The 25,182-nt window shown below is 65.0% G+C and carries 41 protein-coding genes, 1 tRNA gene and 1 pseudogene; 9 read left to right on the top strand and 34 right to left on the bottom strand.

What is annotated here, in order from left to right:
• Positions 1-61 precede the first annotated feature (61 nt).
• From PA27867_RS18105 to PA27867_RS17955, 32 genes and pseudogenes are all read right to left on the bottom strand, one after another.
• Positions 62-340, bottom strand: coding sequence for a hypothetical protein (locus tag PA27867_RS18105; protein ID WP_066598447.1), 279 nt, complete (start codon positions 338-340; stop codon positions 62-64).
• Between the two features lie 246 nt (positions 341-586).
• Positions 587-820, bottom strand: a complete 234-nt coding sequence (locus tag PA27867_RS18100) for a hypothetical protein (protein WP_066598446.1) — start codon at positions 818-820, stop codon at positions 587-589.
• Positions 821-1,087: 267 nt separating this feature from the next.
• Complete coding sequence (locus tag PA27867_RS18095) at positions 1,088-1,732, bottom strand: DUF7341 domain-containing protein (RefSeq protein ID WP_066598445.1); 645 nt, start codon at positions 1,730-1,732, stop codon at positions 1,088-1,090.
• On the bottom strand, positions 1,729-2,112 hold the full coding sequence (locus PA27867_RS18090; protein WP_066598444.1) for a hypothetical protein: 384 nt from the start codon (positions 2,110-2,112) through the stop codon (positions 1,729-1,731). The genes PA27867_RS18095 and PA27867_RS18090 overlap by 4 nt, the downstream gene beginning before the upstream one ends.
• Positions 2,109-2,306, bottom strand: a complete 198-nt coding sequence (locus tag PA27867_RS18085; RefSeq protein WP_066598443.1) for a hypothetical protein — start codon at positions 2,304-2,306, stop codon at positions 2,109-2,111. The genes PA27867_RS18090 and PA27867_RS18085 overlap by 4 nt, the downstream gene beginning before the upstream one ends.
• Entirely contained in the window at positions 2,299-2,733 is a 435-nt protein-coding gene (locus PA27867_RS18080; protein WP_066598442.1) for a hypothetical protein, read from the bottom strand. The genes PA27867_RS18085 and PA27867_RS18080 overlap by 8 nt, the downstream gene beginning before the upstream one ends.
• Entirely contained in the window at positions 2,730-3,107 is a 378-nt protein-coding gene (locus tag PA27867_RS18075; RefSeq protein ID WP_066598441.1) for a hypothetical protein, read from the bottom strand. Before PA27867_RS18075 ends, PA27867_RS18080 begins: the two co-directional genes overlap by 4 nt.
• Positions 3,104-3,493 (bottom strand): hypothetical protein, encoded by a 390-nt coding sequence (locus PA27867_RS18070; RefSeq protein ID WP_066598440.1) that lies wholly within the window; start codon positions 3,491-3,493, stop codon positions 3,104-3,106. The genes PA27867_RS18075 and PA27867_RS18070 overlap by 4 nt, the downstream gene beginning before the upstream one ends.
• Positions 3,490-3,702, bottom strand: coding sequence for a hypothetical protein (locus PA27867_RS18065; protein ID WP_066598439.1), 213 nt, complete (start codon positions 3,700-3,702; stop codon positions 3,490-3,492). The genes PA27867_RS18070 and PA27867_RS18065 overlap by 4 nt, the downstream gene beginning before the upstream one ends.
• Complete coding sequence (locus PA27867_RS18060; protein ID WP_157109290.1) at positions 3,702-3,863, bottom strand: hypothetical protein; 162 nt, start codon at positions 3,861-3,863, stop codon at positions 3,702-3,704. The genes PA27867_RS18065 and PA27867_RS18060 overlap by 1 nt, the downstream gene beginning before the upstream one ends.
• Before the next feature lie 71 nt (positions 3,864-3,934).
• Positions 3,935-4,492, bottom strand: a complete 558-nt coding sequence (locus PA27867_RS18055) for an HNH endonuclease signature motif containing protein (protein WP_167550867.1) — start codon at positions 4,490-4,492, stop codon at positions 3,935-3,937.
• Positions 4,493-4,613: 121 nt separating this feature from the next.
• Positions 4,614-5,144 carry a single-stranded DNA-binding protein gene (locus PA27867_RS18050; protein ID WP_066598436.1) on the bottom strand — a complete coding sequence of 177 codons (531 nt, stop codon included), beginning with the start codon at positions 5,142-5,144 and terminating at the stop codon, positions 4,614-4,616.
• Between the two features lie 2 nt (positions 5,145-5,146).
• A complete protein-coding gene (locus PA27867_RS18045; RefSeq protein ID WP_066598435.1) occupies positions 5,147-5,461 on the bottom strand; it encodes a hypothetical protein in 315 nt (104 codons plus the stop codon).
• Positions 5,458-5,748 (bottom strand): hypothetical protein, encoded by a 291-nt coding sequence (locus PA27867_RS18040; protein WP_157109289.1) that lies wholly within the window; start codon positions 5,746-5,748, stop codon positions 5,458-5,460. The genes PA27867_RS18045 and PA27867_RS18040 overlap by 4 nt, the downstream gene beginning before the upstream one ends.
• A gap of 10 nt (positions 5,749-5,758) precedes the next feature.
• Positions 5,759-6,556, bottom strand: a complete 798-nt coding sequence (locus PA27867_RS18035) for a hypothetical protein (protein WP_066598433.1) — start codon at positions 6,554-6,556, stop codon at positions 5,759-5,761.
• Positions 6,557-6,659: 103 nt separating this feature from the next.
• Positions 6,660-7,325 carry a site-specific DNA-methyltransferase gene (locus PA27867_RS18030; protein ID WP_208857271.1) on the bottom strand — a complete coding sequence of 222 codons (666 nt, stop codon included), beginning with the start codon at positions 7,323-7,325 and terminating at the stop codon, positions 6,660-6,662.
• Between the two features lie 323 nt (positions 7,326-7,648).
• Positions 7,649-7,870, bottom strand: a complete 222-nt coding sequence (locus tag PA27867_RS21255; protein ID WP_066598431.1) for a hypothetical protein — start codon at positions 7,868-7,870, stop codon at positions 7,649-7,651.
• Between the two features lie 36 nt (positions 7,871-7,906).
• Positions 7,907-8,083: pseudogene (locus PA27867_RS21405) on the bottom strand (HNH endonuclease); the annotation flags it as partial.
• Positions 8,084-8,346: 263 nt separating this feature from the next.
• Positions 8,347-8,814: a hypothetical protein gene (locus tag PA27867_RS18015; RefSeq protein WP_066598429.1), complete on the bottom strand. Its 468-nt coding sequence runs from the start codon at positions 8,812-8,814 to the stop codon at positions 8,347-8,349.
• Positions 8,798-9,115 (bottom strand): hypothetical protein, encoded by a 318-nt coding sequence (locus tag PA27867_RS18010; protein ID WP_066598428.1) that lies wholly within the window; start codon positions 9,113-9,115, stop codon positions 8,798-8,800. The genes PA27867_RS18015 and PA27867_RS18010 overlap by 17 nt, the downstream gene beginning before the upstream one ends.
• The gene (locus tag PA27867_RS18005; protein WP_066598427.1) at positions 9,112-9,579 is read right to left on the bottom strand and encodes a hypothetical protein; all 468 of its coding nucleotides are present in this window, start codon (positions 9,577-9,579) and stop codon (positions 9,112-9,114) included. The genes PA27867_RS18010 and PA27867_RS18005 overlap by 4 nt, the downstream gene beginning before the upstream one ends.
• Positions 9,572-10,453, bottom strand: coding sequence for a hypothetical protein (locus PA27867_RS18000; protein WP_066598426.1), 882 nt, complete (start codon positions 10,451-10,453; stop codon positions 9,572-9,574). Before PA27867_RS18000 ends, PA27867_RS18005 begins: the two co-directional genes overlap by 8 nt.
• Entirely contained in the window at positions 10,453-11,043 is a 591-nt protein-coding gene (locus PA27867_RS17995) for a hypothetical protein (protein WP_066598425.1), read from the bottom strand. The genes PA27867_RS18000 and PA27867_RS17995 overlap by 1 nt, the downstream gene beginning before the upstream one ends.
• An 85-nt stretch (positions 11,044-11,128) precedes the next feature.
• Positions 11,129-11,542: a hypothetical protein gene (locus tag PA27867_RS21140; protein ID WP_066598424.1), complete on the bottom strand. Its 414-nt coding sequence runs from the start codon at positions 11,540-11,542 to the stop codon at positions 11,129-11,131.
• The gene (locus tag PA27867_RS17985; protein ID WP_066598423.1) at positions 11,539-11,838 is read right to left on the bottom strand and encodes a hypothetical protein; all 300 of its coding nucleotides are present in this window, start codon (positions 11,836-11,838) and stop codon (positions 11,539-11,541) included. Before PA27867_RS17985 ends, PA27867_RS21140 begins: the two co-directional genes overlap by 4 nt.
• 2 nt (positions 11,839-11,840) lie before the next feature.
• Positions 11,841-12,530 carry a hypothetical protein gene (locus PA27867_RS17980; protein WP_066598422.1) on the bottom strand — a complete coding sequence of 230 codons (690 nt, stop codon included), beginning with the start codon at positions 12,528-12,530 and terminating at the stop codon, positions 11,841-11,843.
• On the bottom strand, positions 12,527-12,691 hold the full coding sequence (locus tag PA27867_RS20810; protein WP_157109288.1) for a hypothetical protein: 165 nt from the start codon (positions 12,689-12,691) through the stop codon (positions 12,527-12,529). The genes PA27867_RS17980 and PA27867_RS20810 overlap by 4 nt, the downstream gene beginning before the upstream one ends.
• Positions 12,691-13,011, bottom strand: a complete 321-nt coding sequence (locus PA27867_RS17975; protein WP_066598421.1) for a hypothetical protein — start codon at positions 13,009-13,011, stop codon at positions 12,691-12,693. The genes PA27867_RS20810 and PA27867_RS17975 overlap by 1 nt, the downstream gene beginning before the upstream one ends.
• Positions 13,008-13,463, bottom strand: coding sequence for a hypothetical protein (locus tag PA27867_RS17970; RefSeq protein ID WP_157109287.1), 456 nt, complete (start codon positions 13,461-13,463; stop codon positions 13,008-13,010). The genes PA27867_RS17975 and PA27867_RS17970 overlap by 4 nt, the downstream gene beginning before the upstream one ends.
• Positions 13,464-13,586: 123 nt before the next feature.
• Positions 13,587-14,036 carry a hypothetical protein gene (locus PA27867_RS17965; protein ID WP_066598419.1) on the bottom strand — a complete coding sequence of 150 codons (450 nt, stop codon included), beginning with the start codon at positions 14,034-14,036 and terminating at the stop codon, positions 13,587-13,589.
• Between the two features lie 433 nt (positions 14,037-14,469).
• On the bottom strand, positions 14,470-14,676 hold the full coding sequence (locus PA27867_RS17960) for a helix-turn-helix transcriptional regulator (RefSeq protein ID WP_066598418.1): 207 nt from the start codon (positions 14,674-14,676) through the stop codon (positions 14,470-14,472).
• Positions 14,676-14,939, bottom strand: coding sequence for a helix-turn-helix domain-containing protein (locus PA27867_RS17955; protein WP_066598417.1), 264 nt, complete (start codon positions 14,937-14,939; stop codon positions 14,676-14,678). The genes PA27867_RS17960 and PA27867_RS17955 overlap by 1 nt, the downstream gene beginning before the upstream one ends.
• Before the next feature lie 154 nt (positions 14,940-15,093).
• Here PA27867_RS17955 and PA27867_RS17950 point away from each other — a divergent pair, with 154 nt between their 5' ends.
• The 3 genes from PA27867_RS17950 to PA27867_RS17940 are packed head-to-tail and all read left to right on the top strand — an operon-like array spanning position 15,094 to position 16,770.
• Positions 15,094-15,447, top strand: coding sequence for a helix-turn-helix domain-containing protein (locus PA27867_RS17950; protein WP_066598416.1), 354 nt, complete (start codon positions 15,094-15,096; stop codon positions 15,445-15,447).
• Positions 15,444-15,629 carry a hypothetical protein gene (locus PA27867_RS17945; RefSeq protein WP_066598415.1) on the top strand — a complete coding sequence of 62 codons (186 nt, stop codon included), beginning with the start codon at positions 15,444-15,446 and terminating at the stop codon, positions 15,627-15,629. Before PA27867_RS17950 ends, PA27867_RS17945 begins: the two co-directional genes overlap by 4 nt.
• Before the next feature lie 55 nt (positions 15,630-15,684).
• On the top strand, positions 15,685-16,770 hold the full coding sequence (locus PA27867_RS17940) for a tyrosine-type recombinase/integrase (protein WP_167550866.1): 1,086 nt from the start codon (positions 15,685-15,687) through the stop codon (positions 16,768-16,770).
• Positions 16,771-16,833: 63 nt separating this feature from the next.
• Here PA27867_RS17940 and PA27867_RS17935 read toward each other — a convergent pair.
• Positions 16,834-16,907 (bottom strand) — tRNA-Gly (locus PA27867_RS17935).
• Positions 16,908-16,976: 69 nt separating this feature from the next.
• Here PA27867_RS17935 and dcd point away from each other — a divergent pair.
• Both dcd and PA27867_RS17925 read left to right on the top strand, forming a co-directional pair.
• Entirely contained in the window at positions 16,977-17,582 is a 606-nt protein-coding gene (dcd, locus tag PA27867_RS17930) for a dCTP deaminase (RefSeq protein WP_066598413.1), read from the top strand.
• Positions 17,583-17,716: 134 nt separating this feature from the next.
• Positions 17,717-18,238, top strand: a complete 522-nt coding sequence (locus tag PA27867_RS17925; RefSeq protein ID WP_066598412.1) for a hypothetical protein — start codon at positions 17,717-17,719, stop codon at positions 18,236-18,238.
• Positions 18,239-18,244: 6 nt separating this feature from the next.
• On the opposite strand, the gene PA27867_RS21250 is transcribed toward PA27867_RS17925, so the two are convergent.
• Positions 18,245-19,399, bottom strand: coding sequence for a haloacid dehalogenase type II (locus PA27867_RS21250; RefSeq protein WP_066598411.1), 1,155 nt, complete (start codon positions 19,397-19,399; stop codon positions 18,245-18,247).
• A gap of 300 nt (positions 19,400-19,699) precedes the next feature.
• Between PA27867_RS21250 and nrdD the strand changes: the two genes are divergently transcribed.
• The 4 genes from nrdD to PA27867_RS17900 all read left to right on the top strand — a co-directional run bounded on the left by nrdD (position 19,700) and on the right by PA27867_RS17900 (position 25,170).
• On the top strand, positions 19,700-21,949 hold the full coding sequence (nrdD, locus tag PA27867_RS17915) for an anaerobic ribonucleoside-triphosphate reductase (protein ID WP_236900760.1): 2,250 nt from the start codon (positions 19,700-19,702) through the stop codon (positions 21,947-21,949).
• A 9-nt stretch (positions 21,950-21,958) separates the two neighbouring features.
• A complete protein-coding gene (nrdG, locus tag PA27867_RS17910) occupies positions 21,959-22,561 on the top strand; it encodes an anaerobic ribonucleoside-triphosphate reductase activating protein (RefSeq protein ID WP_066598410.1) in 603 nt (200 codons plus the stop codon).
• Between the two features lie 134 nt (positions 22,562-22,695).
• Positions 22,696-23,985, top strand: coding sequence for an endo-1,4-beta-xylanase (locus PA27867_RS17905; RefSeq protein WP_157109286.1), 1,290 nt, complete (start codon positions 22,696-22,698; stop codon positions 23,983-23,985).
• A 174-nt stretch (positions 23,986-24,159) separates the two neighbouring features.
• A complete protein-coding gene (locus PA27867_RS17900) occupies positions 24,160-25,170 on the top strand; it encodes a TerC family protein (RefSeq protein ID WP_066598409.1) in 1,011 nt (336 codons plus the stop codon).
• Positions 25,171-25,182 lie beyond the last annotated feature (12 nt).

Here is a 25,182-nt window from a genome sequence, read left to right as displayed (position 1 = left end):
GGCAGCCTGGAGAGGCGATGTCGCTTCACTCCCGCAGGTCCCACACGGGTAAAGCGTGCGCTCAGGCATCGGCTTCATCACCTTCGTCATACTCAGCGTCTACGAACGTGACGGTGGGCATGGCGCCGGCGATCACGTCGTCCATTGCCTGGGCGAGGAGTCCGCGGGTGATGAATGCCCGTTGCCCTGCTGGGGTGAGGACGTTGGGGTATTCGCGTTCGCCGGTCTCTGCGTCGGTGGTGATGACGTAGGTGACGTAGGCCACGATGGGGTCGCCGTCGTCGTCGTTCTCCGCGAGGAGGGCCCGGAGTGCGTCTTCGTACTCACTGAGCAGGCTCATCGCAGGTCCTCTCGAAGCGTTTGTTCCGCCACCCTCGCGCAGGTGCGCCAGCCCGTACAGAATCCGGGCCTTGGGGCGTCCTTCGCTGAATGCGGGCAGCGTTGACGCTTGGATGGCGGAAGTCGGTCCCGCGCCGCACCCTGTTTGCTTTCAGTTGTTCCAGTCACCCGCTCGCGATGTTTCCGGCGTCGGCGTGTGAGGTCTAACTGGTTGGGTTGGGCTACGACGCGGAAGTGTTGGGGTGCGCTAGACCTTCATGCGCTTGATCGGCCCGCGCTGTGCAAGCTCGAACGATGAGACTTCGGTGTCGTCACCGAATGCCCGGTACCAGTAGCCGCTTGCCACACCGCGTCCGGGGGTGCCGCCCTGCTGCCACGCATGGCCGTAGGAATCGAGAATCACGGCGTTCGCGGGCATCTTGTCGAGCTCGATCTGCGCACGGTGCAAGGCCGGCTGCAGTGTCATGGTGCCCTTGCTCATGCGGCCTCCTTAGCTGATTCGATTGACGGGTGTTGCGAAGGGTTCCCCAATGTGAGCCGTCGACCGCCTGGGTTATGGGCTCGGCGCTTGGCGCTGGCCTTCAGTTGGTGAGCGGGTGTGGCTACATGGGGAAGATTTGGGCACAAAAAAAGGGCCTCAATCCGAAGACTGAGGCCCTTTCTCTGCGAAGTAGGCGCACTACTGGAGCGCACCCTCATCTTATGCCCTCACGAGAGCGTTTGTCCACCTGATTTCATCGGCGTGTCGTCAGGCTGTTTCTTGGACCTGTTCAGCAAGTTCGAGCTCGTATTGCAGCTCCCTAGCCTTCCACGTCTCGCCGCATGCCCGGCAGACACCAGTTGCGTCGTCGGTCATGCTGGGCGAGTCGGGCCGGTACTTGATGACCAGGGGCCGGTAGTAGCGCTCCTTGGTCTTCGGGTCCCACCATTCCCCGGCGCCGCATGACGGGCAGTGCTGGGGCAGATCCTTCTCCTTCGGCGGGTCGAGCAGGGCTAAGATCTGACCCTCCCACTTCACGATCTGGTTGGCGTACCAGTTGACCATGCCGTCTTCGTGCTGGCACTCGTTGAACTTCACGTACCAGCGCCGGAGCGTGACCGTCATCGATTGCTTGTCGATCACCGCATCCACGCTTCGGCACCAGCTCATGACGGTGGAGCTGATCTGCATCAGCTTCATCAGTGCGCCGGCGTCCACCAATGATCTGGTGGCGGGGTCGGAGCCTCCCGAGGTGGTGCCGCCCATGTTCGAGCGAATCGCCTCGTCGAGCGCGTCGAGCAGCGGGGGCAATTCGACGGGTGAGGTGCAGGTGATCCCGGCCTCGTTGGACTGGACCACCTTCGAGACGCGGGGCTTGGTGAGCAGGTCCACCGATTCGAGCAGAGTAATCATACTTCCCTCCCTGCCATGGCGTTCCTGATCTCGTGAATGCTGACCTGCCCGCCGAGAACGATCTCGTACATGCGAGAGTCGAACCTGCCGGTCTTGAGCTCCCACGCCCGAATGCGCTTCTGCATTGCCTCGGTGGGCAGTGATCGGGTGAGGGCGAACCAGAGCAGCGCCTTGACCGGGAACCCGGAGACGTAGCCGAAGGCGAGATCCCAGACGAGGCCGAAGCGGCGTTCTGGGTTGTAGCAGAACCCGAGGTGCACTGGGTTCTTCGTCCTCAGCTCCGCGCGCTCGCTTCCGAACCCGACGTACCCGCACACGTACTCGTCGGTGGCGGGATCGCGGCGAAGCTCGACCCCCGTCACGTCCATGACTACGCTCATCGTCCCTGCTCACTCTCTGCGCCTACGGGGCGCTCTGGTGTGTACGCCCGTTTGAGCCGGGTCACGGCTTCGTCAACGAGCCGATCGAGGCGCGGCACGTCGTTGTCCTCTCCCCAGCGCATGACTTCGGGCCAATCGAGGTTGATGGAAAAGTCGCCATCTTTGGTGTCGAGGTTGATCGTGACCCTAGCCATTGCTCTCTCCTTCGTCTCCTGCGCCCGTTTCAGGCGTCGTGTGCGTGGTTGTACGGTTGTCTGCTCCTGTGGCGGGAGACGGCGGGTGGGGGGTGGGCGTGGGCGTTTCGTGCCAGCCCAGCGCCCACGTCTCCTCGTACGTCGGTTGGCGGCCGTGCTCGGCTTCGTACTCCGCGCATAGGGCGTTCATGCGTGCGGCCTCGGCGTTGAAGAACTCCGCCATCCCGGCGTAGTGCTCAGCCATCGCCTGTTCGATGCGGGCTTGCTCAGCGAGCTCGGCCACGGTGAACGGCTTGAACCGGTGCCGGGGCCACTCATCTCCGAGTTCGCCGTAGTAGTCGACCGTGCCGCAGATCAACTGCTCGTTGCGGATCGCACCCCGCGTCTCGTCACACTGCAGGCATTTGTCGGCAGCCCGGGCGCTCACGTCTCGCTCCCTGCGTCGGTGGGGGTGTAGATGATGGTGGCGGGGCCGTCCCAGATGATGTCCTCCGCGAGCGTTCCCAGTTCGGAGCCGACCTTCTCCCAGAACCCGCCAGTGGGTGGCGAGTACGCACCAAGTGGCGGTTTTCGCGCCACGACTGTCTCGCCGTCGCTAACGCTCATGACGACGCTCCCGTGTGGCAGCGCGTCCAGTTCCTCGACGGTGGTCACCGTGCGCGGCTTCTTCGTGTAGCCCGCCGCCAGGATGTGGGTCGCCAGCCTCTCGCAGATGCTCATGATCTCCGGGGCGTCATAACCCCAGTGATCTGATTCCCTGCTGCTGAAGATGACCTTGCTCAGATCGCTGTGCTCGCTCACGTCTCGCTCCCTGCGGGGGTGGGGGTGAAGCGCCTGACCTCACGCTCGCGCTCGTTCGCGTCGTACATATCCTCGCGGTGAGCCTCCATCTGCATCATCGCGTCAGCCTTGCGCGGCCCCCAGAAGACGGCCCGGCACCACTCGCACTGGACCACGTACTGGCGCGGGTTGGTGATGTGATCCGTGCCAGCGTCCAGCGTCGCGTCCACGTGCCACCCCGCGAGGGTGAACCCGGGCGGCTGGTTGGTCACCTCTCGGGCGTAGCCTGCCGAGATCAGCGCATCCGCGACGACGTTCGCGCCCATCACGGAAATGCTGCCCTCGTCAGCCCGGGAGGTTTCCCAGATCCGTTGCGCCAGCGCATCCCGTTCCTCGTTGGTACTCATGATTTGCCCTTCTTGTCTCGGTTGATCTGTTCTCGTGTGGCAAGGAACGCCCGGGCGCGAACGGCACCCGGAGCGTTGGGGCAGGGAATGGCGCTGAGACCGTAGGGGCCGTAGCAGTCCGCACACCGATGCTCCGTGGGTGCCGGGTCCTTGCCCTGGGTTTCGGGGGAGTGGCGGCCGTCGATCTGGCCGACGATGTAGGTAGCCATCAGGCGGCCTTGTGCTTCCGCACGGTGTCGCGGTACACAGCGGCATAGAGCTTGCAGAGGTTGCCGCCCTCTACGCGGGTGAGCTTCTTCTTCCGCTTGCGCCCGACGACGCCGGCCAGCTTGAAGTGCGACCTCACGTAGCGGTACATGTAGGTGTTCATGTTCCGGCTCTGGTTGTCGAACGGGGGGTTTCCGGTCTTCGTGTTGAATCCGGGCCATCTTGGGTGCGCCATTAGGCTGCCTTTCGTTTCTTCTCGGCGTAGCGGAGTTGGGCATCGCGGTGCCCGTTGGGGTTTGCAGCGGTCCATCGGGCCTGACTGTCTTTCATGCACTGGCGACACGTGACGCCCCAGCGGCGCTCACCAGACTTAGTGCGCCTTGCCATGCGCATCAGGTCCGAGTTCGGGTGGCCGTGGCGACACCCGCCCATGGGGAAGTCGTCTCCCTGGTTGCGGCGGGCATTCTCGATGTTCGGCAGAAGCCGAAGGTGAGCGGGGTTCACGCATGGCCGCACTTTGCAGGTGTGGTCGAGTGTCATGGCCATGGGTACTTGCCCATTGACGGCAACCCACGCGGCCTTGTGCGCCAGAACCAGCCCCCGCACCCCGCCGTCCTGCCATCCGACCTGGGCGTATCCGTGGGTGCCGATGGAGTACGTGCTAATCCAGCACCCGTCTTCCTGCTTGACTACGCGGGTGATTGCTCTCTGCGCCACGCGCTCGGGGACCGGAACTGTGTTCCATCCGTCGGGGTGGCGGTGGTTGCTTGAGGCGGCATGGGTAGAATCCATGAAGCCCTCCAATCGGTGAAGTCGATTTGTGGGGGTCAGTCCCCGCCGCGTGCTTCCAACACGCTGCGGGGACGTTCTTATTTTAGCTGAAACACGTTCTAATTTCCAGCTAAATCGCAGGTCAGAACGGTATTTCTTGATCTGCATTGCCCGGCGCATTCCACACGTCGCCACCTCCTAAGCCCTGTGCGCCCGCCTGAGCGTTCGGCGCCGCATTCTGGGTTGCTGCCCACGGTTCATCTGCCGCGCCGCTGGTGCCCCCACGCTGCCCCGCGCTACCCCCACCGGAGCTCGCCCGAGTGAGTGAAGCCGTCGCGTATCTCAACGACGGGCCGATCTCGTCGACCTCCAACTCGAACGACGTGCGCTTCTCGCCCTCCTTGGTTTCGTAGGAGCGCTGCTTCAGGCGGCCGCTGGCGATGACGCGGGAGCCCTTCGTCAGGCTGCCGGCCACGTGCTCGGCGAACTCGTGCCAGACGGATGCGCGCAGGAACAGTGCTTCGTCGTCCTTCCACTCGTTCGTCGCCTTGTCGAAGTGCCGCGGGGTGGATGCGATGGTGAAGTTCGCCACCGCGAGCCCGTTCTGCGTGTAACGCAGCTCCGGGTCGCTCGTGAGGTTGCCAATGACAGTGATTACGGTTTCGCCGGCCATGATTACTTGCTCGCTTTCGGTAGTGGTTTGCGCCCACGGGGATCGTGGGAGCGGAGTTGCATGTCTGCTCGGTGGTAAGACACCCGCGAGCGTTTCTCGTCGAGCGCCTCGGCGATCTGCCGGTCAGTGCGGCCGGTGGAGTGGAGCTGACGGATGTTGTGGCGCAGCTGGTCGCGAAGTGACTGCTGCGACGGGGTGAGTGCCTTGGACACCAACTGCTCGATGAGGTGGTGAGTCTCGACGTGACGGGTCTTCGCGTGGGCCAGGAGCAACCGGTACTGGGCGTCGGGGACATTGATGCTTATCTGCACGCTCACGACCTCGCCGCCTTCTCGGCCCGGTGCTTCTCGATGGACGCCTGGGTGTCGCGCTCGAACTTGGCCCGGTCCAAGGTGATGACGTTGCCGGTGAGGGCTCTCGGTGCGTCGATGCGCTCTTGGCGTTCCCTGCGATCCCTCACACGGCGTGCGCCGGCGATCACGTGCCCCGGTTGCAGCCACACGTCCGGGCGCTCCTGGTAGTGCAGCTTCAGCGCGCCCACGGCATCCTCGAGCGTCACCCGTTCGAGGTCATCCGCCCACACCATTGCGACGGACTGAGACACTGTGCGGTTGTCACGCGCTGAGGCCAGCGTCAATAGCTTGAATGCTTCCGGCTCGTTCATTTCCACCTCCGTAGATTCGTTGAAACTCGGCCGCGTTCTGGTCGGCCTTGGTCGGGCGCAGTGCCCATTCGGTGTTGCCGCGCTTGGGCTTGGCGTCGCCTTGCTTCCGCCGCATCCAGTTGCGCCACGTGGACTCCCAGTTCGTCTTGACACCCTTCTGCCCGGGTTGGGCAATCCAGTAGTCGATGAACGTCGCGTGCTCGGCCCGGTGGTCGACGTTCGGTGCGTCCTTCTTCGCCGTTGCAACAGACGCAGCAGATGGCATCCAGTCGGGAGAGAGACGAGATCCGCGCGTAGCGGGTCTCTCTTTTACTACTTCGTTAGAAGTAGTTGTCTCTGTCTCTGTCTCTGTCTCTGTCTCTGCTTGGATTTCGCTAACCGACTTGCTAGCGACTCGCTTAGCGCGGGCTATCCCGCCCTTGCTACCATTGGCCGCGTTGCGTGATCGACGGGCCTCAACTTCGGCCTTCGTGTCCTGATGTTCGGCGTAATCGTGGATCATCCAGCCCCCATCGACCGCCAAAAATGACGGTTTTAGTGGGTCATTCGTAGCCAATTCACCCAAGGCGGCTAGCGACCACTTAGCGGTGGCTAAGCGAGTCGCTAGGAATCCATCGGTGAGCATGCGGCGCGAGTAGAGCGTCGCCTCGACCAGGCACCGGAACGCAGCATCAGACAGGGGCAGGATTTTCGGGTTGTCAGCGAAGTCCTGGGTGAACTTGCCGTAGAGCCTGTCGTCCTTCGCCATCAGTCAGCCTCAGCGTTCTGGTGCTTGAACACGGCGGCCACGTAGACATAAGCGCCGCCGACTGAGGCGAGGGACTTGGCTATGGCGTCTACGAGTTCGGGCTTCATGCGATCGCCCCGAAGTCGAATGTCTGCTGCTGGAGGCGCTTGGCGATCAACTCGCAGTACTTTTCCTCCATCTCGACGCCGATCGACTTTCGCCCAAGGTTGCGCGCCGCGATGAGCGTTGCCCCGGACCCGGCGAAAGGGTCAGCGATCACGCCCACCGTCTTGGCGATAAGGACTTCCATTAGCCCGATCGGTTTCGGTGTCGGGTGGTCTGGCCTCGCCTTGTCGTTCGACATGAGCGTTTGCGCGCGGATGACGTTGCCCTCGCGCTTGCCGATGAACCCGGAGCCGAGGACGTAGATCTCTTCCTCGGCCGCGCCCCACGGCAGGGACAGGTCGCCCATAAAGCCGCACGGTGACTTATCCCAGATCAGGCGCATCCGGGTTCTGTCGGGGCGGGGCACATTCCAACGCCCGAACACTAGAGCAGGCTTGTCGTCACCCCAAAGGATCAGCGCGGCGTCCCGATCCACCGGTGACATGTCACCAGCGACGCGCAGGCGACCGGACTCCCGTCGGGGCTCGCCATTCCTGCCCCCGAATCCCGTGTAGTCCATCCCGTACGGCGGGTCGGTGATTAGGGCGTCGGCCTCGAGCCAAGGCTGCAGGTGGATCGCGTCACCGTGGTAAAGCGTGACCAGATCGTCGGTGTAGTACGGCACCGGTCCGGTCGAAATTGGTATAGTCATATTTGGTTGTCCTTAGGCTTGAAACTGGAGGATGACCCGAAGGTCAGTCGTTTCCGCGACTGGCCTTCACTCGTTAACCGAGGCAGGTCCAGTCTAGTCGAAATGTTCGGTTTAGTCAGGGGTTTCACCTCCCGACACGTGCGGAGTTTTGTTCGAATCAGGTTCGCCAAAATCCCCGCGCTCGATCCGCGTCGCCAGTCCTGCATAGGTGGCGCCGATGATCGGTTTGGGGTGCTCAGCCCGCGCCCGCAGATGGGCGAGGAGAGCGGGTCTGTCCAGTGGTCTGTTCAGCGGCATCAGAAGACCTTGCCGTCACCGGACATGCGCCGCTTGGCCTCGTGCGCGGGGATCTCCACCCAGTCAGCGACACCCTCGGCGTTGATCGGCAGGTACAGGCACCAGATGAGCTCGATGCTGTATTCACCACGCACCAGCCGGCGGGCGGGCCACTCGGCAGGATCGCCCCACTGTGGGACGCAGAAGCCTTCACGCTCGGCCTCAGCCGGGTGCGAGGTCATGCGGCCATGACATCCGTCAACGCCAGACCCACACAAAATCTGCAGGTTCTGTACGTCAGTGCGGCCGCCCTGGGATCTGTTCTTGCGGTGATCACGGGACATCGTTCCGCTCTTCCCACAGCGCACGCACCGGTTGTGATCCCGTTCCGTCGCCGCGAGATACGCCGCCTTCTCCTCGGCCCGGGTGGGTCTCGGGAGCTTCGGGGTGATCATGCGGCCGGCCGCCAGACGAGCTCGGCGTGCTCTTTCGCCATCCACTCGGACCGGAAGGCACCAGTGCCCGTCCCGTACCAGAGTCGAACCATCCCCTCGTAGCGATCTCCGCGGCCGTCGATGAACGGCTCGTTACTGCGGACTACCACACATCCGCTGGGCAGCTGGTCGAGCTCCTCCTTTGTCATGTCGTGCCTTCCTGTTCATGTCGAAGGCCCCCACCGTCGCGGTAGGGGCCCTTGGTTTTGCGGGGTGGGGGATGGTCACTTGCGCGCTTCGAGCACGCGATCGAACGGGATCTTGTCCGTCCACGAGTAGGGCGTCTTGACGCTGACCGTCATGGCGTTGAGCTTGACCACGGCATGCCAGCCGAACTCGTCGCGGATGGCGCGAGCGCCGAGCAGATCCGAGCGGACCAGCAGCACTCGGAAGCGCTCGGCCGTGGCGGCCTCGAGGGCCGACTCCAGCCGGGCTACTTCCTTCTCTGCGTCGACCTGGGCGATGCTGATCGTTGCCTCTCGGTCGTACGCGTTGAACCGGCGGGCGTCGGCCTTCGCGTTCGGCTTGCGTCGGATGCCTGAACCCTGTGCGGGGTCCGTGTTCTCCGTCGCCTTCCGGGCGTTGATCGCGTCGTTCGCCTTCGTCATCAGGGCCAGGTGGGCGCGCTCCTTCATCAGCTGCGCGGTGAGGCGTTCGACCTTGCGGGCGTTGACGTCATCGCGGGAGGTCATTGTTTGCCACCGTCCAATCGCGAAGGCCTTTGTAGACGCCCTCGGAGAGGCTGACCTTTGCCGTGTAGCTGACGTGCCACGGGTCGGCCTCCATGATGAGATCGGTCACGTTCTCTGCCCGGATAAACCCCGCAGCGGCCAGTGCTCGGTCCCGCCTATCGAGTTCCTCGCGGTGCCGCTTGTCCTGCGCGCTGAGGTCTTTCCCCATCGCGTCGACGCGACCGGTCAGTTCGGCGATCTGCTCCTTCTTGGTCGGCTTGCGGACCGGCGCGCAGCACGGGAAGTCATCGGGGGCGGTCATCGTCCGACCCCGTTCTGCGTGTTGTAGGCCGCTGCGATGCTCTTGTTGATGTTGAGCATCGAGTAGATCTTCGTGCGCAGCGCCTTCTCGGTGTCCTCGGCGTAGTGGTATTCCGCCTTGGTGTTGTGCCACACCTCGAGTTCGGGCTGGGCGTCGACCTCGGCCATCGCTCGGGCGAAGGAGACGTTGTTGCCCTGCCTGCCGTAGAACGCCATTTGTGTGTTCTTGCGCAGGCCGTGCGCCCGTTCGGCGTTGTACCTGCGGGTGTTGATTTCGAGCAGCACGTCAGGCATCTGCTCGAGCAGGGCGTTCGCTTCACGGATGAAGAACTCCATCTCGACGGGGTTCGTCGGGGCGAAGTTGCGCAGCTGGTCAGCCTTGCCGGCGAACTCGGCCTTGACGACCTCGACGGCGTTCGGCTGGTCGGTGACTTCACCGGACTCGGTGTTGGTGAACTCAACCATTGGCCTGCTGCGCTTCGTACTCGGCGGCCGACTCGCGCTCGTAGCGCTGCTCTTCCGTCTCGTCGGTGGGCGCATCATCCTCGACCACCTCGGCGTCGACCACGTTCTCATCCGGTGCCGGCTCGGGGGTGGGCTCGGCTTCCTTCTCGGCGCGGCTCAGGACGCCCGCTCTGGCGAGGAACAGCGCCCGGTTGGGCAAGTACTCCTCGACGGCCTTTGCGCGATCCCTGACGCCCATGAGGTCCTCCGTGGACTTGGCTGCAGCGACCAGCGCCGCCCAGTCCTCGGACGGTTCGGCCCTGTCGACCGTGGCGACCATCTCGCCGCCGTTGTCGACCAGGCCGCCCATCTCCTCCGGGGTGTAGGAGACGCCCATGAGGCAGTCCTCCGCGCCCTCCCGGCAGACTTCGGAGATGGCCCGCGCCTTGCACATGGCCTCGCCGTACTTCTTCCACACGTCCTTGCCGGCCAGGCCGGCGGTGGTCGCCCGGGCGATGGTCCAGGTGGCCGAGTAGGTGAAGTCGAGGTCATCGGATCGAGTGAGGGTCGCGGTCGCGGCGAAGTCGTTCGTCTTGATCGACCCGGACGTGGTGACGCGCAGCTTGTGGCCCGCCTTCCGCACCAGCCCCGACATGAGGCCGGGGGAGATGGTGGCCTTGCCCTCGATAATGTGGATGCCGCCCATCGCGGCCATCGGGTGGATGCCGAGCATGGCGCCGGTCTCCAGCACCAGCAGCACCTTGCCGGGGGAGGGGTGGCCCGCGTCGTGCAGGCCCTTCGGGATCAGGCTGCCCGCGCTGGTGAGCGTCTGCACGTAGCGCATCTTCTCGTCCAGGCCCGCGGCCTCGTACTGGGTGACTTCCTTGGATGCCATTACATTCCTCTTTCGAATTCGAGCGCAGCGGTCAGCCGGGCGGATAGTTCAAGGGCTATCGGGAGCAGGTCGGCGAGCACCTGCGCGACGTCGGCGGGGTAGATGCGCAGCGACTTGGGTTCGTTGGTGCGCATCTCGCCGTTCACGATCTCGGCCCAGATGAACTCCGTGTAGAGGACGTCTGGGCCGATGCAGTGCTGCTGGAATGCGACCTGTCTGAGTTCGCCGGGGGTGGGCCCGTTCACGATGCGGTCGTGTTTGGCCTTGACCTCGGCGAGCACGATGCCGTCAGGCCGCACGAGCAGCCCATCCGGCGTCGCGGCGAGGCCGGGGGTGGCCTCCGCGTGGATCAGGAGCGTGTTCTGCGGGATGCCCGCCCACATCAGCATCAGCGGCTCCCAGAGGTTGCCCGACTCGGTGTAGGCGTTGCCGCCGAACGACTGCGGCTTGAGCTTGGATGCCGTGTACTTGTCGATGGACTCGGGCTTGGCGAGCTTCGCGGCATCCGATGCCCCGACAATCGGCTCCCGGGCCAGGAGCCACGCGGGCCGATCGGTCGAGTCGGCGAGCACCCTGTCGAGGTAGCTCATCGCGACGCCGCTTCCTGCTCGGGCAGTTCGTCGTAGTCGTCGACCGTGCGCTCGGGGGTGTCCGGGTTCTGTCTAGCCCAGCTGCTCACGAGGGCACCTGCGTAACGGTGAACGTGAAGCACGCCAGGCGCTCCTTCTTCGGCACGAAGATGATGGTGGGCATCATCTTGACCATGAAGCGAGGAACGTCATCCTCCACCACCTCGGCGTCCACCAAGCCGTCACACAACGCCTTGAGCACGGGCACGATGTTCTCTTCGTCGCGGCGGGTGTGGCTGTTGACCCACCAGACCAGTTCGACCCGGCATCTGCCCAGGTCGGGGATCCTCCGGGCCTCGGCGTGCATGAGCGAGCGCAACTCCTTGACGATCTTCGCCTCCTGCATCTTGTGCATCTGGTAGTTCAGGGACAGGGGCGCTTTGGTCCACGGGAAGGTGAACGTGGTGCTGAACAGTTCCGGCGCCACCCGGACGGGGAGGGTGCTGTAGTCGGCGGTCATGCGAGGCCCAGCGCTTCCCGGATCTGGCGTTCGTCCTCGGGGCCGGGGACCTCTTCGATGATGGTGAGGTAGGCCAGCAGGTTGCGGATCCGGGCCTGCTCCACCAGTGCTTCGGTGAATTCAGCCTGAGCGATGGCGGCGAGCAACCGCCCCTCGGCCACGGTCCCGGCCATGTAGGGGCTGTCGGACACCAGGAACTCGGCGTCAGCGGCCTTCTTCTTGGCCTCATCCAGGTAGTCGATCTCGGGCATGGGCATGCCGAGGATGTTTCTGATGGCGGGCATTGCGTCGGTCATGGTCAGTTGCCTTTCGCGGCGGGTCGGAACGGGAAGGTCGGAAGCATGGGTTGGATGATCGCTTCGGCGTAGGGCGTCTCGCCAGGGTTGTCGGTGAAGGCCATGTAGAGAGGCCCGGGCTTGTTCGGGTTCTCGCTCGCCGTGAACTTCAGCGCAGGCGGGAACTCCATGTGCTTCGCCAGGGTCCCGGCCTTAGCGATGTAGTCGAACCTGACGCTCGCGGTGGGGGCGGCATCGGCCGTGCGCGCCTTCTCGATCAAGGTGAGCACAGGGGGGAACTTCCCCTTGGGGATGTCCCCGTTCCATGAGACGGCGGGGGAGTCGTCCCCGTCGAAAAGGCGCACGCTGATGGTCAGCTTGCCCTCGGAGGTGGTGGCGATCACGACTCGGTGAAGCTCCGTGTTGTAGCGGCCATGGAAGGCCACGTTCTTATCGAGCCATTGCAGCGCGTCGCGGGGGATGCTGAACTCGTGTGCCTTCGCTTTCGCTTCGAGAGTGAACGCGGCAGTGTGGACGCGGTACCGGTCGGTGGCAGTGATCCGGACGGCCAGGCCGTCGACGGTGACCAACCCGCCCTGGAGAACGGGCGTCAGGTCATCGCGCGTGCAGGCCGATAGAGCCGCCTGGGCGAACCGTTTCGCGTCGTCGCGGTTGAGGGTGAACGCATTTCTGGTGATCTTCGGGGCGGTCATGGCTGGTCACTGCTTTCTGTTGGGTAGATGAACGGGAGGATCAGGAGCGGGCTGATCAGGCCCAGGGTGGGGAGGATGATCATGAGGTGCGGGAGGACGAGCGCCGAGGAGACGAACGCCCAGAGAACGCCGAGGAGGAAGAGGACCCACAGGACGCGCATCAGCGCTCTTCCTTGAACTGGTTGGCGTGCTTGTTCCCGCACTCCCAGGTGGCCCAGTCGTCGGAGTCGATGTGGACCTCCACCAGCCCGGACCAGAAGCAACGGGTGTCGATGCCGAAGTAGATGACCTCTTTGCGGCAGGTCATTTCGCGTTCGACGGTCACGGTTCTCTCGCCTGAGGTCGCCACGGTGGTCCTTTCGGTTAGACCGTCCATGCGGTCGAGGTTGGAGAGGTCGCCGGGAAGGACGGGGATCCATGTGCGGCGGCGCTTCGGGGGCTTCCGGGCGAGACGTTCGCCGCGGGTCTCCATGCGGGTCATGGGGTCACGCCGTACTTGGCGGCGATGGCATCAAGATCCGGGCTGCCGAACTTGATGACGTGGGGAAGCTCGGCGACGTAGGGTTTTGTGACGTTCGCATCGCGGATGTCAGCCAGCACCTCGGCGGCGACCTCGGGGACGGGGCGCAGGAGAGTGAAGGGGGCGAATCGGGCCATGTGCTCGGCGGTAAACCATCCGTGAGCGGGCTCCGCGAGGATTGCGAGGTATCCGTGCACGCTGAAAGACCACACGCCCCCGTCCTTGTCGAGGTAGATGCCCGGCTCAGTCGGCAGCGGCACGGGGCGGCTGATGAGTTCGTAGGTCTTACTGATCTGCTCGTTTGCCTCGGAGCCGCCGTCTGCGGTGTACTCAATCGCTTCCGTGCGTCGAATCCGATCACCCTTCTGGATGTCTTCGTACTTGATCGGCACGGGCGTATTCTGTTCAGGCATTACGGTTCCTTCCGTGGAGCAATGTGAAGGCCCCCTGTTCGTGCAGGGGGCCGTTGTTGTGGGGAGTGGCGCCGGGAGGATTCGGACCTCCGCAATCCCAAGAACGACTCGGCGCCGGTGGGGTTAGTTGCAGTTGTCGGCGTTGTACTTGACGAACTCCATGACGCCAAACCCGCGGAGGTCGGTGAGTGAGATCGTCTCGCCGTCTGCGGACTCGACGATGGCGATCACGTGCTCAAGTGCCCGCTCTCTCGCCGACCGTTTGCGCTGCGGCGGAACGAGCGACGGCGCGGCGGCGGCAGCCTTGAGCTGCGCTTCGAACCTGCTGTCGCGGTAGCCGTTGTAGTCGTTGCGGAGCGGCGCAACGGCGTTGAGCACCGCGGCGAGGTCGTCGCCGGCAGCGATGACCTTTGCGAGCGTTGCCTTCGCCTGCTTGACTGCGGCCTTGCTCTCCTGGCGGGCCGTGTTCCAGGCTGCGAGTTCGATGTCGAACTTGTTGTCTGCGTTCTGCGTGGCCCGCGTGAGTTCGTCACGCACGCCGCCGAGCACGATGGACTTGTTGAAAGCTGCCATTGGGCATCTCCTTCTGTTGGTTGGGTACTGCGAGTGCCGCGCCCGGGGTACGATCCCGGCGCCTTCAGCCGAAGCGTCTTGGCGGTCCGATAGTGCGCGGCGGTGAAACTGTGCGGCTCTCGTTGCCGCTGGGTGGATTGCTTACCGGGCCACCTGCCCCCGGGGTGCCTTCGATCTCGCTGGTGCGGTCATCGACGGCCGGTATCCCCTGCATTACAGGGGGATCTGCGGGTTCTCCTACCCGCTCCCGACCGTTTTGCTATGCGGCGGGCATCCCTTCTCATTTCGTTCGGGATATCAATGTGGAGTTGTCAAGGTTCGTGCGCCCCCTCCTTCACGCGGACCCGGAGGCGGCGTGTGGCATGGGGTTCATCAGGGCGTGCGGGCACGCCGGCGGATGCCCCTCAAGACGAGGGGCAAGAATGTGGGGGTGTTACGCGGAGGCTTTGGCCTGTTCCGCAATCCACGCGTCAACATCGTCTTCGTAGTAACGAACGAGACGACCTAGCTTGAACGAGCGAGGGCCGACGAGCTTGCCCTGCTGCTTGGAGAGAGTGCGCCAGTGATACAGCGTCTGTACCGCATGGCCCGTCTTTTCGCGGACCTGCTCAGGGCCGAGGATGATCCGGGAGGCAGACATTACGCGGCGATTTGACCGGCGCGGGCGATCAGATCGAACGGGCTCATGCCGAGGGCGTATGCGGCCTGCTCAACCTGAGTATCGGTGATCCGTGTCTTGCCCGAGAGCTTGACGGAAACGGCCGGCTGGGTAACACTCCATGCATCACAGAGCGTTTTCTGCGTGAGGCCCTGCGCCAGAAGCTCGGCGCGGATTGCGACGGGCAGCAGCGCCGCCAGGGTATTGGCCGGCGCCGTAGCTGCCGGGGGAGTCGGTGTGTTCATAAGAACATTTATAGCAACAGGTTTATACCAGTCGCTACCACTCCGACCGCGTGTCGCAGTTTCGTTCCTCTCTACTCAAAAAACTTTGAAAGTTTCCTGAACGGGGGCCATCGAAGGACTATTGTGTTTATATAAATCCGTTTATGGTGGGGGAATGAAAGAAACGCAGACCAAGCCCGGTTACTTCTCACGGGCCATCAGCCTGGAGATCGCGGCACAGCGCAAAGCTCACCCCGACATCACCCAGCAGGCCATTGCGGCAGCAATCGGAACATCCCAGGTAACCGTGTCGCACCGTGTCAACGGGCGCTACTCCTGGACCACGAAAGACATCGACGCGATCGCCCGCCTATTTGACCTGGACCCGTTCGAATTCGTCGCGCTCGCACGCCGCCATGTCGGCACCCTCCCGGATACTCCTGATAGCCCCTACGACATGACCGCAAGTCAGATCGAGGCGCTGTCGAACGCAACCGCAACACCGAGAGAGAAGTCGACCCTGCAATGAAGCACCCCGACCCGGCCACACCCCGTGAGCGCGCTCAGGCACTCGGGGTTGGCATCATCTACCGCAAGCTCACCGACGCCGCCTCCATCTGGCTGGCAGATTTCGACACCATCGTGGTGCACGACGGGCTCACCCCCGACGACGAGGAAGCGGCTATAGCTGCGGCACTCGAATATGCCTAGACCACCCCTGCCCCTGGACACATGGGGCAGCATTCGACGCACGACGATCAAGGGCGTGCCGACTTCTGTCGCCTACTTCCGAGATGCGGATGGGGTGACACGGAAAGCACAACGATCCGGTGCCACCCCATCCGCCGCTGACAACGCGCTGCGCGAGGCCCTGCGCGACAGGCTCGCGCCATCGACCGAATACCTCACCAGGGATTCCCTGATGTCTCAGCTTGGCGCACAGTGGCTCGCGGAGATTCAGAAGTCCAAGCGGGCAGCCGCGACCAAGGAACGCTACGCTGCGACCGTCCGGGCGCACGTGGACAAGTCCATCGGGTCAGTGCGGATCCGGGAAGCATCCGTGCCAAGAATGCAACGCCTGGTCGATCTCGTCGCGGTGAAGTCCCCCGCGCAGTCGCGGATGCTCGGGGTAGTTCTGACGGGCATGTTCGGGCTCGCTGTCCGCATGGGCGCCGCGGAGGCCAACGTGGGCAAGAGCCTGCTCCTGCCGTCCGTCGAGACACATGTGGTCCGTGCGCCGGCCGTCGAGGACGTGCGGGCACTCCGGGTTGCCCTGAGGGCGTTCGACAATCGCGGGGGCGGGCGTAGTGACGCCATGCACGACCTCGCTGATATCGGCGACATGCTCGTGGGGTCCGGGGCGCGTATTGGCGAAGTCCTCGCGTTGCGCTGGGCGCACGACGTTGACCTCGCAAACGGAACTGTCCGGATCACGGGCACAGTGACGCGGGTGCGCGGGGTGGGCATCGTCCGCCAGGAGATACCCAAGTCCGACTCGTCCAACCGCACGCTGTCGCTGCCACAGTTCGCTGTAGACATGCTGGTGCGCCGGCGAGTGGAGTCGCACTGCCCATGGGTGTTCGGCTCCGCGACGGGTACACTCCGCTGGCCCGAGAACGTGCGCGCACAGTGGGCGGTCGCGGTCAAGGGAACAGCCGTGGAGTGGATGACCACGAAGGCGTGCCGGAAGGCCGTGGCAAACCTGCTCGAGGCTGAGGTGGACATGGAAGCGGCAAAGGATCAGCTTGGGCATAAGGACGTGGCAGTGACCTCGAAGCACTACGTGGAGCTGCACATGGCGCGGCCCGACCGGGCATCTGTGCTGGATGTTTTCGCTGAAAACAGCGAGTAAATAGCGGATCTACATGAAAAAGCCCCTCCAGCCCGAAGGCCGAAGGGGCTTGCATCCCAGTCGTGGAGCGGATGACGGGAATCGAACCCGCGCTATCAGCTTGGGAAGCTGAAGTTCTACCATTGAACTACATCCGCGCGTCCAGGCCGCCGAAGCCGCATGGAACCGTGCCAGCCTATCAAGACTTGCGCCTATAGGCTGGCAGCGTGCTTCTCTCGGATCGTGACATCAAGGCCCAGATCGACGCGGAACGAATCGCGCTCGCCCCCTACGACCCAGACATGATCCAGCCGTCGAGCATCGACGTGCGGCTGGACCGGTTCTTCCGGTTGTTCGACAACCACAAGTACCCGTTCATCGACCCAGCCGAAGACCAGCCCGAACTCACCCGGCTGATCGAGGCCAAGGGCGACGAACCCTTCATCCTGCACCCGGGCGAGTTCGTGCTCGGCGCCACCTTCGAGTCCGTCACCCTGCCCGACGACGTGGCCGCCCGTCTCGAGGGCAAGAGCTCTCTAGGACGGCTAGGCCTGCTCACCCACTCCACCGCCGGGTTCATCGACCCGGGCTTCACCGGGCACGTCACCCTCGAGCTGAGCAACGTGGCCACCCTGCCGATCAAGCTGTGGCCGGGCATGAAGATCGGCCAGCTCTGCTTCTTCCAGCTCAGCTCGCCGGCCGAAAAGCCCTACGGCTCGGCCTCCTACCTCTCCCGGTATCAGGGCCAGCGCGGCCCCACCGCATCCCGCTCGCACCTCAACTTTCACCGCACCGACACCACCGCAACGGATGCCGGCAGCCTCGGCGCCTAAGCCCCTCGCGAACCCCCTCGCGAACTGAGAGAAGAGCCCCTCCCGGGGGTGTTTTTGGGTGCTTTTCTCGCAGTTCGCGGGATGCGGAACACCCTGTTCATGCGCGTGTTACGTGCGCCCGGTAAAATCGGGGCATGACCACCTCAGAGTCCCGTTTTGCCGAGGCGCTGATCGCCGACGGTCCGACCCCGGAATACCCCGGGCGTATGCGCCGCTTCGGCCAGCTCGTGGGCACCTGGGCAGCCCACGGCAGCCGGCTCGACGAGGCCACGGGGGAGTGGACCGAACGGGACTTCACCTGGATCGTGCAGTTCATCCTCGACGGCCGCGCGGTGCAGGACGTGGAGGTCGTGGCCAGCGACACGCATCCGTCGGGCTTCGAGACCGTGGCGACCGCCGTGCGGGTCTACGACCAGCTGGCCGGCGCCTGGCGGGTGAGCTACTTCGCCCCGACCCTCGGCGAGTACTGCCACCTCATCGCCACCCCGTACCGCAACGGCCTGCGCCAGGACGGCACGGGCACCGACGGCCGCCCGGTGCGCTGGAACTTCACCTCCATCACCGAGGACGGCTACACCTGGGAAGGCTGGGTGAGCGACGACGAGGGCGCGACCTGGCATCTCGTTGAGCACAACGAGGCCGTGCGCGTCCACTGACCGTTCTTATTCGGATGCGTCCGCGACGGCGGTGTGCACGATGATCTCCGAGTGCAGCGTGCGGTGCACCGGGCACTTGTCGGCGATCTCGGCCAGCCGCTGACGCTGGTCCTCATCGAGGTCTCCCTCGAACCGGAGGACCCGTTCGATGTGGTCGATCTGCCCGACCACGGTCTCGCAGTCGGCGCAGTCCTTGGCGTGCACCCGGTTGTGCCGGAGGGTCACCGTGACCTTCTCCAGCGGCCACTTCTTGCGCTCCGCGTACATGCGCACGGTCATCGAGGTGCACGCACCGAGGCCGGCCAGCACCAGATCGTAGGGGGACGACCCGGTGTCGGTGCCGATGGGCCGGGGCTCATCGGCGGCGAGCCGGTGCGGGCCCACGGTGATCTGCTGGGCGTAGCCGCCCGATCCGCTCTCGGTGACGACGACGAGGCCCTCGGCCGGGTCGTCCGGGGTGGAGTCCGGCGCATCCGGGGTGGGCGCATCCGCCAGCAGGGTGGCCAGCTCGGCCAGGCGGGTCACCGTGTAGTCGGGGGCCGTGAAATAACTCGGGTAGGTGTCGCCGGCGCGGTTCAGCCAGGCGGTGGCCAGGCCGGCCTCGGCGGCCCCGTGGATGTCCCAGGGGTGCACCGCCACGAGCAACAGCTCGGCCGGACGCACGCCGCAGGCCTGGGCCGCATAGTCGTACGCGGCCCGCATCGGCTTCCACGCCCCGGCGTCCTCGACGCTGAGCAGCGCCTCGAAGTGGCCCTCGAGCTCGGCCGCGGCCAGCAGCGACCGCGCCACCTCCGCGGACCCGTTCGACAGCGTGACCAGGCGCATCCCGGAGCCCATCAAAGCGCGCACGCCCTCGGGCACATCGGAGTGCAGCTTGAGCAGACCGAACCCGGCCATGATGTGCTCCACGGCTTCATCGGGCTCGCGCATGAGGGGCACATCGCGCAGCACCTGGCGCAGCAGTTCGGACCCGATCACCGAGAACGGCGCCGTGCCGCCCGCGGCGGCGAGGGCGAAACCGTCCCGCAGCAGTGCCGCAAACCAGGCCGACGCGAGGTGGGCCGGCGCACCGACCTGCACGAACCGGGCCTTCATGGCCGACATGTCCGAGAGGGTTTCGTTGACATCGAAGACGATCACGGCCGGGGTGGTGCGGGTCATGGGATCGGTTCCTTTCCGGTGAGGCAGTTGCGCTCAGACGATGGTGCACGGCCAGCTTCTGCCCCTTTCCATCCTTGCCGCTCCGGCTGACATTCGGGCATCGATCGAACCCTCAATCTTTGTGGATTTGAGACACGCCGAGGCGTGTCAGATGCACACATGTGCAGCGGAGCGCGCGGCCGGATCGTGCGGCGTGTTTCCGGCCATCCGGTCGACCCGACCACTACATGTAGCGGCACTAGGGACCAAAGGCACCCAAATATAGTGATTTTGCGGCTGCCTCGTCCCTATGCTGAGAGCGTGAATTCACCGACCAGCGCCCCGGCCCCGACCACTGCAACTCGCGACGACGCCGTCGCCCACACGCTCGCGGCGCCGGTGCTGAATGCCATCCAGGTCGTCAAACGCGACGGCCGCCGGGTGCCCTTCGACAACACCAAGGTGTACGAGGCCCTGGTCAAGGCAGCCGTGGAGATCCACCGTGAAATGACCCCGCTCGTGCACCGGGCGATCGTCGACATCGTCGCCGCGGTCGACCGGGAGATCGCCGGCCGGTTCAACACCGACATCAAGATCTACGAAGTGCAGAACATTGTGGAGCACGCGCTGCTCGAAAGCCACGAGTACGACCTGGCCGAGAAGTACATCGGCTACCGCACCCAGCGTGACTTCGCCCGCAGCAAGTCCACCGACATCAACCACTCGATCATCAACCTGCTCAGCAAAGACTCCAGCGTGGTCAACGAGAATGCCAACAAAGACAGCGACGTCTTCAACACCCAGCGCGACCTCACCGCCGGGGCCGTGGGCAAGGCCATCGGCCACAAGATGCTGCCGCCGCACGTCTCGAACGCCCACCAGAAGGGCGACATCCACTTTCACGACCTGGACTACAGCCCCTACGCGCCCATGACCAACTGCTGCCTGATCGACTTCACAGGCATGCTCAGCCGGGGTTTCCGCATCGGCAACGCCGACGTGGAGCCGCCCCGCTCCATCCAGACCGCCACCGCGCAGATCTCGCAGATCATCGCCAACGTGGCCTCCAGCCAGTACGGCGGATGCTCCGCCAACCGCACCGACGAACTCCTGGCCCCCTACGCTCGGGCCAACTTCGCCAAGCACCTCGCCGACGCCCAGAAGTGGATCGCCGACGAGTCCCAGCACACTGCCTATGCCCAGGAGAAGACCCGCAAGGACATCTACGACGCGATGCAGAGCCTCGAATACGAGATCAACACGCTGTTCACCTCGAACGGGCAGACCCCGTTCGTGTCGCTCGGCTTCGGCTTGGGCACCGACTGGTTCGAGCGGGAGATCCAGCGGGCCATCCTGCAGATCCGCATCGACGGCCTCGGCAGCGAGAAGCGCACCGCGATCTTCCCCAAGCTGATCTTCACGCTCAAGCGCGACCTCAACCTCGCCGAGGGCGACCCGAACTACGACATCAAGCAGCTCGCGCTGGAGTGCTCCACCAAGCGGATGTACCCGGATGTGCTCAGTTACGACAAGCTCATCGACATCACCGGCAGCTTCAAGGTGCCGATGGGCTGCCGCTCCTTCCTCCAGGGCTGGACCGACGCCGAGGGGAACGACGTCTCCGAGGGCCGGATGAACCTGGGCGTGGTCACGGTGAACCTGCCTCGCATCGCGCTGGAGGCCGCCGGCGACCAGGCGAAGTTCTGGAGCATCCTCGAAGAGCGCCTGGCCATCACCCGTGACGCGCTGGTCTACCGCATCGAACGGTGCAAGCAGGCGACCCCCGCCAACGCCCCGATCCTCTACGTGTACGGCGCGTTCGGTCAGCAGTTGGCCCGCACCGACTCGGTCGACACCCTCTTCAAGGACGGCCGCTCCACGGTCTCGCTGGGATACATCGGCCTCTACGAGGTGGCCGCGGCCTTCTTCGGCGGCGCCTGGGAGGGCGACGCCGAGGCGAAGGCGTTCACGCTCGACATCCTCAAGTCCCTCGACGCGCACACCAAGGCCTGGACCGCCGAGTACGGCTACCAGTTCAGCGTCTATTCGACTCCGAGCGAGAGCCTGACCGACCGGTTCTCCCGCCTCGACAAGGCCAAGTTCGGCTCGGTGGAGAACATCACCGACAAGGATTACTACACGAACAGCTTCCACTACGACGTGCGCAAGAACCCGACCCCGTTCGAGAAGCTCGACTTCGAAAAGGACTACCCGGTGTTCTCCTCCGGCGGCTTCATCCACTACTGCGAGTACCCCGTGCTGCAGCAGAACCCCAAGGCCCTCGAAGCCGTCTGGGACTACGCCTACGACCGGGTGGGCTACCTGGGCACCAACACCCCCATCGACCGCTGCTACAAGTGCGACTTCGCCGGCGACTTCACCCCCACCGACCGCGGCTTCGCCTGCCCCGACTGCGGCAACGACGACCCGGCCAGCTGCGACGTGGTCAAGCGCACCTGCGGCTACCTCGGCAACCCGCAGGCCCGCCCGATGGTGCACGGTCGCCACCAGGAGATCGTCTCCCGGGTCAAGCACATGGCCGGCGCCACCGGCAGCAGCGGCTCGCTCTAGGAACCCGGCATGCGTCATCCGCAGCCCGGCGAGTGGCTCGCCGACAAGCTCAGCCAGGGCTTCGTCGGCGACTACAAGCCGTTCATGTTCGTCGACGGTGAGGGCGTGCGCTGCAGCCTCTATGTGAGCGGATGCCTGTTCGCCTGCGAGGGCTGCTTCAACCGGGCCACCTGGAACTTCCGTTACGGCACCCCCTACACGGCCGAGCTCGAAGACCGGATCCTCACCGACCTGGCCCAGCCGTACGTGCAGGGCCTCACCCTGCTCGGCGGCGAACCGTTCCTGAACACCGGGGTGTGCCTGTCGCTGGCCCGCCGGGTACGCGCGGAGTTCGGCCCGGCCAAGGACATCTGGTCGTGGACCGGGTACATCTTCGAGGAACTGCTGCTCGACAGCCCCGACAAGCTCGAGCTGCTCGGCCTGATCGACGTGCTTGTCGACGGCCCGTTCGACGAGGCGCTCAAGGACCTGCGCCTGCAATTCCGGGGCAGCAGCAACCAGCGCATCATCGACGTACAGAAGTCCCTGGCCACCGGGCAGACCGTGCTCTGGGCGGCCCGGGTCGACGCCAGCCGGAGCTACGAGCAGGTGGAGAAGCGCCCCCTGATCTAGCGCTCGCGCCCGGTGCAGCGGGAGCCGCCCGAGGCAGCGCCCACACCTCGAAAGTGCGCCGAAAAGCCTGGGTTGCTCGGGCGCCGGCCTGTAGGTTTCAGGGAGATCGCCCCCCCATACCGAAGGACACCGTCGTGCCTGAACTCACCCACCGCTGTGCGGATGCACGCGTTCGCCTGCTCGATTCGCTGGGTCGGCCCGTTGCCGACAGCACGGTCTCCGTCGAACAGACCCGGCAGGCGTTCGGGTTCGGCAACATCGGCTTCGACTTCATCGACTGGCTCGGCGGGCCCTCCGGCTCTGTCCCGGCCGGCTCTGTCCCGTCCGGCTCCGAAACGGTAGCGCCCGACGTGGAAACCCTCGCCGAGGACTGGCTGGGCCTGTTCAACACCATGACGCTGCCCTTCTACTGGCGCGGCTTCGAGCCGGAGCGCGGCCGGCCTGACACCGAGCGTCTCCGCCGCACGGCCGAGTGGTTCGCCGCGCGCGGGGTCACCGTGAAGGGGCACCCGCTGGTGTGGCACACCCTGGCCCCGGAGTGGCTGCTCGAGCTCGACGACACGGCGGTCGAAGCGGCCATCCGTGAGCGAATCCGCCGCGAGGTCACCGGTTTTGCGGGCGTGGTGGACCTGTGGGACGCGATCAACGAGGTCGTGATCCTGCCGGTCTTCACCGCGGAGGACAACGCCGTGACCCGGCTCGCCCAGCGCCGGGGCCGGGTGGGGATGGTGCGACTGGCGTTCGAGGAGGCGCGGGCCGCGAACCCGAACGCCCGGCTGGTGCTCAACGACTTCGACCTCTCCGCCGACTACGAGAGGCTGATCGAGGAGTGCCTGGGCGCGGGCATCCGGATCGACGCGATCGGACTGCAGACCCACATGCATCAGGGCTACCGGGGCGAAGAGCAGGTGTGGGGGATCCTGGAACGGTTCGCCCGGTTCGGACTGCCGCTGCAACTGACCGAAACGACGCTGCTGTCCGGCGACCTGATGCCCTCACACATCGTCGATCTCAACGACTACCAGCCGGAGTCGTGGCCGTCGACACCCGAGGGGGAGGCCCGCCAGGCCGACGAGATCGTGCGCCACTACCGAACGGTGGTGTCGCACCCCTCGGTGGAGTCCCTGACCTACTGGGGCCTCACCGATCACGGGGCGTGGCTCGGCGCTCCGTCCGGTGTGATCCGCCGGGACGGCAGCAAGAAGCCCGCCTACGACGCGCTGCACGCGTTGGTGCGCGGCGAGTGGTGGCACCCCGAGACGCGCGCGACGACGGATGCCGACGGTGTCGTGTCGGTGCGCGGCTTCGCCGGTCGGTATCGACTCGAGACCTCGGCCGGGTCGGCGGAGGTGGACCTGGAGGCCGGTGCCGGTTCGGTGACCGTCAGGCTGGACACGGTGCCGGCGGCACTCAGCGGATTCTGATCCTGGCCTCTTGACCGGTCGGGAAAACCCATGATCTGATTGGTCTCAGGAGGGGAGTATCCCCGAATCACATCATCGCCAGTACGGCCCCACGGCTCGGTGATGTGAGCTCGACCCGAGCGGGAAAGACCTCCGAGACGACGCACCGTGCGTCCTCTCGGAAGGGTGCTTACCGTGAACGTTCCGCTCTGGGCTTGGCTGTCCGTCGTCGCCGTCATCCTCGTGATGCTGGCCATCGACCTCGTGGCCCACCGCACCGCCCACGTGATCAGCCTGAGGGAAGCGGCCGGGTGGTCGATCTTCTGGGTTGCCTCGGGAATCAGCTTCGGTGTGAGCATCTGGCTGCTCTTCGGCGGCGAGCTGGGCCAGCAGTATTTCGCCGGCTTCCTCATCGAAAAGTCGTTGGCCATCGACAACGTGTTCGTGTGGGCCATCATTTTCGCCAGCTTCGGTGTGCCGGCGAAGTACCAGCACCGCATCCTCTTCCTCGGCGTGCTGGGTGCATTGGTGTTCCGCGGCATCTTCATCGCCGCGGGCGCCACGCTCATCGAGAGCTTCGGATGGATCCTCTACGTCTTCGCCGCCCTCCTGGTGGTCACCGGCATTCAGATGCTGCGCCGCCGCAACGAACACGCCGACCCCACCCAGTCGCGCATCTACCGAGCCTTCCGCCGAGTCGTCCCCACGACCGACGTCTTCTACGGGCAGCGACTCGTCGTGCGCACCGGCGGGGTGCTCGTGGCGACACCCCTCCTGGCGGTGCTGGTGCTCATCGAATTCACCGACATCATCTTCGCCATCGACTCGATTCCCGCGATCTTCGCCGTCACCGACGAGGCGTTCCTGGTGTTCACCGCGAACGCCTTCGCCATCCTGGGGCTGCGCGCCATGTACTTCCTCTTGGCCGACCTCATCCACCGCTTCATCTACCTCAAGATCGGATTGGCGGCCATCCTGATCTGGGTCGGCGTCAAAATGGCGCTGCACGACCTGGTCAAGGTCCCCACCACGGTCTCGCTGGCCGTCATCATCGTGATCCTCGCCGCGGCGGTCGGCGCCAGCCTCATCGCCACCCGCGGGCAAGGGCGGCGAGCGGTCGAGCCGACCGGAGCCCAGATGTTCCGCGACGCCACACCGGACGAGGTCGCCAGCCTCAGCCCGGTGGTCGCCCGGCGGACCCGATAACCGCAGTGAACT

This window comes from Cryobacterium arcticum (assembly GCF_001679725.1).
Taxonomy (GTDB): domain Bacteria; phylum Actinomycetota; class Actinomycetes; order Actinomycetales; family Microbacteriaceae; genus Cryobacterium; species Cryobacterium arcticum_A.
The sequence above is the reverse complement of the archived record's forward strand: the minus strand, read 5'-3'. Positions and strand labels throughout refer to the sequence as shown.